This is a genomic window from Streptomyces sp. NPDC111520 (assembly GCF_055635295.1).
Genome location: NZ_JBVKBW010000005.1, coordinates 616,411 through 622,202 on the forward strand (window position 1 = coordinate 616,411; position 5,792 = coordinate 622,202).

Sequence of the window (5,792 nt, forward strand, 5' to 3'; positions counted from 1 at the left end):
ATGTCCCGCACCTGGCCGGTCAGGTTGCGGAACGCGGTGTTCACCGAATCGGTGAGGTCCTTCCAGGTGCCCGCCGCGCCCGGCACCTGCGCCTGGCCGCCGAGCCGGCCCTCCGCGCCGACCTCGCCGGCCACCCGGGTCACCTCGTCGGCGAAGGTGCGCAGCGTCTCGGTCATCGCGTTGACGGTCTCGGCGAGCTGCGCGACCTCGCCGCGCGCGCCGATGGTGATCTTCTGCGACAGGTCGCCGTTGGCGACCGCGGTGGTCACCTGGGCGATGTCGCGCACCTGGGCCGTCAGGTTGCCGGCCATCAGGTTGACGGAGTCCGTGAGGTCCTTCCACACGCCGTCGACCCCGGCCACCTTGGCCTGGCCGCCCAGCTGGCCCTCGGTGCCCACCTCACGCGCGACGCGGGTCACCTCGGCCGCGAAGGAGGAGAGCTGGTCCACCATCGTGTTGACGGTGTTCTTCAGCTCCAGCATCTCGCCGGCCACGTGCACGGTGACCTTGCGCGACAGGTCGCCCTTGGCGACCGCCGTCGTGACGAGGGCGATGTCACGCACCTGGGCCGTCAGGCGGGACGCCATCGTGTTGACCGAGTCCGTGAGGTCCTTCCACGAACCGGACATGCCGCGCACCCGCGCCTGCCCGCCCAGCTTGCCCTCGGTGCCGACCTCGCTCGCCACCCGGGTCACCTCGTCGGTGAACGTGGACAGCTGGTCGACCAGCCCGTTGACGGTACGGCCGACCTTGAGGAACTCGCCGCGCAGCGGGTGCCCGGAACCGTCGGCACCCTGCGCGCGCAGGTCCATCCGCTGCTCCAGGTCGCCCTCCGCCACCGCCGACAGCACCCGGCCGACCTCGGACATGGGGCGCACGAGGTCGTCCACGAGCGCGTTGGAGGCGTCGATGGCCGCCGCCCAGGCGCCCTCGCATGCCCCCGTCTCCAGGCGCTCCGCGAGCTTGCCCTCGCGGCCCACGACCCGCCGCACCCGCGCCAGCTCCCCGGTCAGGTGCTGGTTGCGGTCGGCGACCTCGTTGAACACGGCGGAGATCTCCGCCATGACGCCGTCGCCCGTGACCGTCAGCCTCTTGCGGAAGTTGCCGTCCCGCATGGACTCCAACGCCGACAGCAGCCGGTGCAGGGCCGCCGAGTCGACCTCTACGGTCCCCGTACCGGCCCCGCCCGTACGCGACCGCGCGTTCTTGACCCGTGCGGAACCGCCCCGCTTCGCCGCGGATGCCGCGCCGCCTCGCGCCGATGCGCCAGACTCCACCGTGTCCCTCCCGGAGGGTCGACCGACCTGCAGGTGCCTCGTTCAGGCATGACCAGTGTTTCACCATGCCCGGGCCCGGCCATAACAGTTCGGCAGCATCGCATATGACCGGCGTCATGATCGGGGCAGGAACACCCCCAACCGGCACACACGCGGTCGCCGGGGGTAAGTAACCTGGCATGCGGTTGCCCACCTTGGGCCGGGCGTACACCTCGAAGTGGGGGCCGGTGGTGACAGTACAGCGGACGACAAACGGTGACGTCCCGGGACAAACAAGGAGATCCGTGATCACGGCGCGGGCAGCGGCCACCTTCGAACCCGTGGGACGCTCGGTCGCCACCGCACGCGCGTTCGTCCGCGACACGCTGCAGGGCTGGGGCTTCTCCGAGGTCGTCGACGACGCCGTCGTCCTCACCAGTGAACTCGTCACCAACGCCGTGGTCCATGCCGGTACCGCGGCGGACGTCCAGTGCCTGCGCTTCGAGTCCGCCGTACGGATCGAGGTCGCCGACCGCTATCCGGAACGTGAGCTTCCTCTCCACGACGCCAAGAAGCAGATCCACCCCGACCACGAGGGCGGCCGCGGGCTGCTGCTCTGCTCGGCGCTGGCCAGCCGGTGGGGCGTGGAGTACACCGCCGCCAACAAGCACGTCTGGTTCCGCCTGGAACTCCCGCAGCGCCCCGCCGGCACCCGTTCCGCGGGCCCGGCCCTGCCCGTCCAGGCGCTGCCGCTCGCCGACGAACGGGTCCGCGTCGCCGTCGTCCAGGTCGACCGCGGCGGCATCATCACCCGCTGGAACCAGGACGCCGCCGAGCTCTTCGGCCACGCCGGCGACCAGGTGACCGGCAAGCCGCTCGGCGACTTCGCCGCCTGGCCGCAGACCCCCGGCACCGGCCACGGCATCGCCGAGGCCCTGCGGCTGTCCCGCTGGGAGGGCAGCTACGGCCTCCGCGGCGCCGACGGGCGGATCCTCCCCGTCTACGGCACGCACCTGCGGGTCCGCGACTCCTCCGGCGAGCCGTCCACCGTGTGCCTGCTGGTGCGCGAGGACGAGCGGGCCGTCCTGCAGAACCCGGGCCGCGGCATGATCGCCGTCGAGGGCGGCGCCGAACGCGGCAAGGCCGTGGACCCCTTCGAGTCCTTCATCGGCTCCCCCGCCCCCGACGACCTCGACGGGCTGCTGCAGCGCACCGTCGAGCGCGCCCGCGACATGCTCGACGGCGACGCCGCCTACCTGCTGCTCGCCACCGACGACGAGACCGAACTGGAGGTGCGGGCCTCCACCGGTCTGCCCTCCGCGCGGCAGCGCTTCGCGCGGGTCCCCGTCGAGGCCGGCACCGGCCGCTACGGAAGCGCCCGCATGCCCGCCGTCCACGAGGACCTCACGGCGGTGCCCGGCGCCGTCCCGCTGCTCGCCGGCACCGGCATGCGCTCCGTCGTCACCGTCCCCCTCAAGGTCGAGGGCCGCCTCACCGGTTCGCTGGGCGTCGCCGCCGAGAGCCCCGGCCGCTACACCAACGAGGAGGCGCTGCGGCTGCAGTTCGCCGCCGACCGCATCGCGCTGGCGGTGGAGAGCGCGCGCCTGACCGAGCTGGAACGGCTGCGCCGCGGCTCGCTGTCCTTCCTGGTGGAGGCCTCCGACCTGCTCGCCGGCACCCTGGAACGCGACCAGACGCTCGCCCTGATGGCCCAGATGACGGTGCCGACCCTGGCCAACTGGTGCGCCGTCTACACGATCGCCGACCAGGCCTCGGAGCCCGAACTCGCCTTCGTCCTCCACGAGGACGAGGACCGCATCGACGGCATCAAGGCCCTGCTCTCCCGCGTCGCCCCTCCCGAACCCGACCCCACCCCCGGGGCCCGGGTGTGGACCGCACCGGCCGACGCGGCGCACTCCACGGCCCTGCGCGCCTCCCTGCGCAGCCTGGGCCTCGGCGACGCCGCACGGCCCGCCACGGGCCCCGGCACGGCCCTGGCGACCGCGGCGGCCGTCGGCGGCGAGACGGTCGTCCTGCCGCTGGTGGCCCGCAACCGCGTCATCGGCATGCTCACCCTCGGCAAGTCCGCCGACGAGCGCTTCCGCCAGGAGATCCTGGAACTCGCCGAGGACCTGTCGCGCCGGGCCGCCCTCGCCCTGGACAACGCCCGCCTCTACAGCGAGCGCACGGCCATCAGCCAGTCCCTCCAGCGCAGCCTGCTGCCCCCCGGCCTGCCGGTGATCCCCGGCGTCGAGGTCGAGGTGGTCTACCGCGCCGCAGGCGAGGGCAACGAGGTCGGCGGCGACTTCTACGACGTGTTCCCGATCCGCGACGGCTGCTGGGGCTTCGCCATCGGCGACGTGTGCGGCACGGGCCCCGAGGCCGCCGCCGTAACCGGTCTCGCCCGGCACGCGCTGCGCCTGCTCGCCCGTGAGGGCTTCAGCGGCCCGTCCGTCCTGGAGCGCCTCAACGCGGCCATCCTGGACGAGGGGGCCCGCAGCCGCTTCCTCACCCTCCTCTACGGCGAGATGTGGCCGCAGAGCGACGGCAGCGCCGTCCTGAAGGTGGTGTGCGCAGGGCACCCGCTGCCGCTGCGCCTGCGGCAGAGCGGCGTCGTCGAACCCGCCGCGGAGCCGCAGCCGCTGCTCGGCGTCATCGAGGACCTCGAACTCGTCGAGCAGACCGTCACCCTCGACCCCGGCGACGTCCTGCTCTGCGTCACCGACGGCGTCACAGAACGCCGCGAGGGCACCCGCATGCTCGGCGACGACGGCCTCGCCGACGTCCTGGCGACGTGCACGGGCCTCACCGCCGGCGCCGTCGCGGCCCGCATCCAGCGCGCCGTCGAGCGCTTCGCATCGGACGCACCGTCCGACGACATGGCCATCCTCTCGATGCGCGTCCCGGAACTGCCCGCCTAGCGGGGCCGGTCCGCGCAGAGCCCCGGAAAAGGTAAAGACCCCCGCCGTGACGGCGGGGGCCTTTACTCATCAGAGCCCCAATACGGAATCGAACCGTAGACCTTCTCCTTACCATGGAGACGCTCTGCCGACTGAGCTATTGGGGCGCGTCGACGTGAAGGATCTTAACCCATCCCGGTCCCGGTTCGGAAATCCGCTCGACGTACGGACCCACCGGAACGGCCGGGGATCAGAGCAGGCCGCCGAGCGTGTTGCACGCCGCGGCCATCCGCTCCAACTCCTTCTCCGTCAAACCCGGGTGGACGGGCAGCGACAGCGTCTCGCCGGCCGCCTTCTCGGTACGCGGCAGGTACGAACTCGACCGGTACTCCGGGAGCCGGTGCACGGGCGTCGGGATGCTCACGTTCGCCTGAACGCCCCGCGCGGCCAGGGCCATCGCGAACGCGTCCCGGTCCGGCCGACCGTTCCCCGGTATGCGCACCGTGTAGCGGTGGTAGACGTGGTGGGCGCCGGGCTCCACGTACGGCACCAGGACCCCGGTCAACGCCGAGTCAAGGTAGCGGCAGTTGGCCCGCTGCCGGGCGACGGCACCGGCGAGCTTCGCCAGCGCCCCCCGGCCCACGGCCGCCTTGCGGTCGGTGATGCGGGCCCGGGCGTGGACGGTGTCCCGAAGCCGCTTGACGGCACTGGCCAGTTCGGGGTGCTCCGTGGTGACCACGGCACCCTCATCGACGGAGAACACGCTCAGCACGCCGTAGGTGCCGACCCGGCGGCCGGCCAGCGTGGCCGCCTGGGCCTGGGTGGCGTCCTCGACGATCGCCAGGCCGTGCCGGGCGGCGATGTCGGTGATCTGGTCGACGGCCGCGGGGTGCCCGAAGAGGTGCACCGGGAGGATGGCCACCGTGAGGGGCGTGATCGCGGCGGCGACGGCCTCCGGGTCGAGGCAGAACGTCAGCGGGTCGATGTCGGCGAAGACCGGCACCGCACCGACCTGCCGCACGGCGGCCGCGGTCTCCACGGGCGCGAACGACGGCAGGATCACTTCCTCGCCGGCGCCGATGCCGAGCGAGAGCAGCGCCAGCTGCAACGCGGAGGTCGCCGAATCCACGGCAACGGTATGACGCCCGTCCACCGCCGACGAGAACTCGTCCTCCAACGCGGCTACTTCAGCACCCTGAACCAGGAACTGCTGCATCAGGCTCACCTCCACTTACCCGGTCCGGCAAGGATCACCGCGGCGGGTGATGCGTTGCTGATCTGAACATGAACAACGGGTGTGGATACGCCAAAGAGCCGTGCCCCCGGACTGGGTCCGGGGGCACGGCTCTGAATGATTGTTCGGCGGCGTCCTACTCTCCCACAGGGTCCCCCCTGCAGTACCATCGGCGCTGAAAGGCTTAGCTTCCGGGTTCGGAATGTAACCGGGCGTTTCCCTAACGCTATGACCACCGAAACACTATGAAACTTTCGAACCAACGGTTCGTTGTTTCAGAACTACACAGTGGACGCGAGCAACCTATGGACAAGCCCTCGGCTTATTAGTACCGGTCAGCTCCACCCATTACTGGGCTTCCACATCCGGCCTATCAACCCAGTCGTCTACTGGGAGCCTTAA

At 71.6% G+C, this 5,792-nt stretch carries 3 protein-coding genes, 1 tRNA gene and 2 rRNA genes; 1 reads left to right on the plus strand and 5 read right to left on the minus strand.

Annotated features, from left to right (window positions below; translation table 11 throughout):
• The coding region (locus tag ACZ7MY_RS14965; RefSeq protein WP_499601982.1) for a HAMP domain-containing protein at nt 1–1,277 on the minus strand (1,277 nt) is incomplete at its 3' end.
• Nucleotides 1,278–1,561: 284 nt separating this feature from the next.
• Here ACZ7MY_RS14965 and ACZ7MY_RS14970 point away from each other — a divergent pair.
• Nucleotides 1,562–4,177: a SpoIIE family protein phosphatase gene (locus tag ACZ7MY_RS14970; protein WP_499601983.1), complete on the plus strand. Its 2,616-nt coding sequence runs from the start codon at nt 1,562–1,564 to the stop codon at nt 4,175–4,177.
• A 73-nt stretch (nt 4,178–4,250) separates the two neighbouring features.
• Here ACZ7MY_RS14970 and ACZ7MY_RS14975 read toward each other — a convergent pair.
• The 4 genes from ACZ7MY_RS14975 to ACZ7MY_RS14990 all read right to left on the minus strand — a co-directional run.
• A tRNA-Thr gene (locus ACZ7MY_RS14975) sits at nt 4,251–4,323 on the minus strand.
• Between the two features lie 83 nt (nt 4,324–4,406).
• A complete protein-coding gene (locus ACZ7MY_RS14980) occupies nt 4,407–5,372 on the minus strand; it encodes a DegT/DnrJ/EryC1/StrS family aminotransferase (RefSeq protein ID WP_499601985.1) in 966 nt (321 codons plus the stop codon).
• Between the two features lie 141 nt (nt 5,373–5,513).
• Nucleotides 5,514–5,630 (minus strand): 5S ribosomal RNA (gene rrf, locus ACZ7MY_RS14985).
• Nucleotides 5,631–5,695: 65 nt separating this feature from the next.
• Nucleotides 5,696–5,792: ribosomal RNA gene (locus tag ACZ7MY_RS14990) — 23S ribosomal RNA — on the minus strand; the annotation flags it as partial.